At 44.6% G+C, this 1,063-nt stretch carries 1 protein-coding gene; it reads left to right on the top strand.

Annotated features, from left to right (window positions below; translation table 11 throughout):
• Positions 1–439: 439 nt before the first annotated feature.
• Entirely contained in the window at positions 440–1,045 is a 606-nt protein-coding gene (locus OSCI_RS09415) for a DUF1517 domain-containing protein (RefSeq protein WP_007354693.1), read from the top strand.
• Positions 1,046–1,063: the final 18 nt, after the last annotated feature.

Below are 1,063 nucleotides of genomic sequence, written 5' to 3'. Positions count from 1 at the left end.
GTCAGTAACCCACCCCTAAAGGGGATGGGCTTGCAAGACGAAAGTCAAAACAAGCCATACTGACCAGCCTAAGACTTTCGAGGTCTACGTTTTTTGAGTCAAGACACCAGGCGGATGCGTAGCTAGTCCTCTGCCCTGTCGTTTGCAGTTAAACAGTTTTAAGGTCACTGAAACAGTGCTGCAAGCTGAACAAGCTCTCAAAACATTGGCGAAGCTAACTTTACCCCGCAAGGGAGGCTCGAAAGAGCAAATCATTATGCGTAGCGTACAGGGTTGTGAGGTTTGAGATGGTAATTGTCCCATCGAAAGTACATCACTTTCATCACACCGAACTAAACAGCCCCAAGGCGGTAATGGAAAAAAACGATTCACGGCGGAAGACAGCCGCAAAAATTCCTCCCACCCCTTTAGGGGATGGGTTTCCATTTTGGAAAGGTTTATGAATTCTTGGCGCGATCGCTTTAATCAAATGACAGGTCAAACTCGGCTGGTAGTTTGTCGCTTATTCGTCCATCTAGAAGGCGAAGAAGTCGCACCGCTATTAGGAGTTGTTAACCGCACGGCAAGACAAGCAATTGATGCCGAAGGTGACTTAGAAATTTTAGGGCAAGGACTGGTAGAAATTTGCACTCAGCTATTACAATATGATACATACTGGCGCTCTGCCGCCAACGAAGGCGATGTTTTCTGGGATGAAAGCCAAGCTGCTGACTATGTAGATGAATTGTTTACTGATTCTGCTCAACGCTACCTGAGCGAACCAGACTTTAGCGGATACAATCAAAGTAAAGATTCTCCTTTGTCGTTGCCAGTAACGAAAAATTTGATTGTAATTATTACAGTCGCTTATGAGGGTGAAATACCTACCCTAGAAAATGATTTAGCTAACATGAGTGCTCTGAAAAATGGTTTAAAAGCATTGATTAACTTGCACTATCAAGAAAAGCTCCGAGCTATCCAAGTTCACTTCTCTCCAGCACAGTTTGGAGATGAATTGACAGACGATCAAGTTCTAATGAATTTCCCGGAATTAATTCCCTTGTAGGGAGATGGGGAGCAGGGG

Source organism: Kamptonema sp. PCC 6506 (assembly GCF_000180455.1).
GTDB classification, from domain to species: Bacteria; Cyanobacteriota; Cyanobacteriia; order Cyanobacteriales; family Microcoleaceae; genus Kamptonema; species Kamptonema formosum.
Note: the sequence above shows the minus strand (reverse complement) of the source record. Positions and strands in the feature narration are given on the sequence as shown.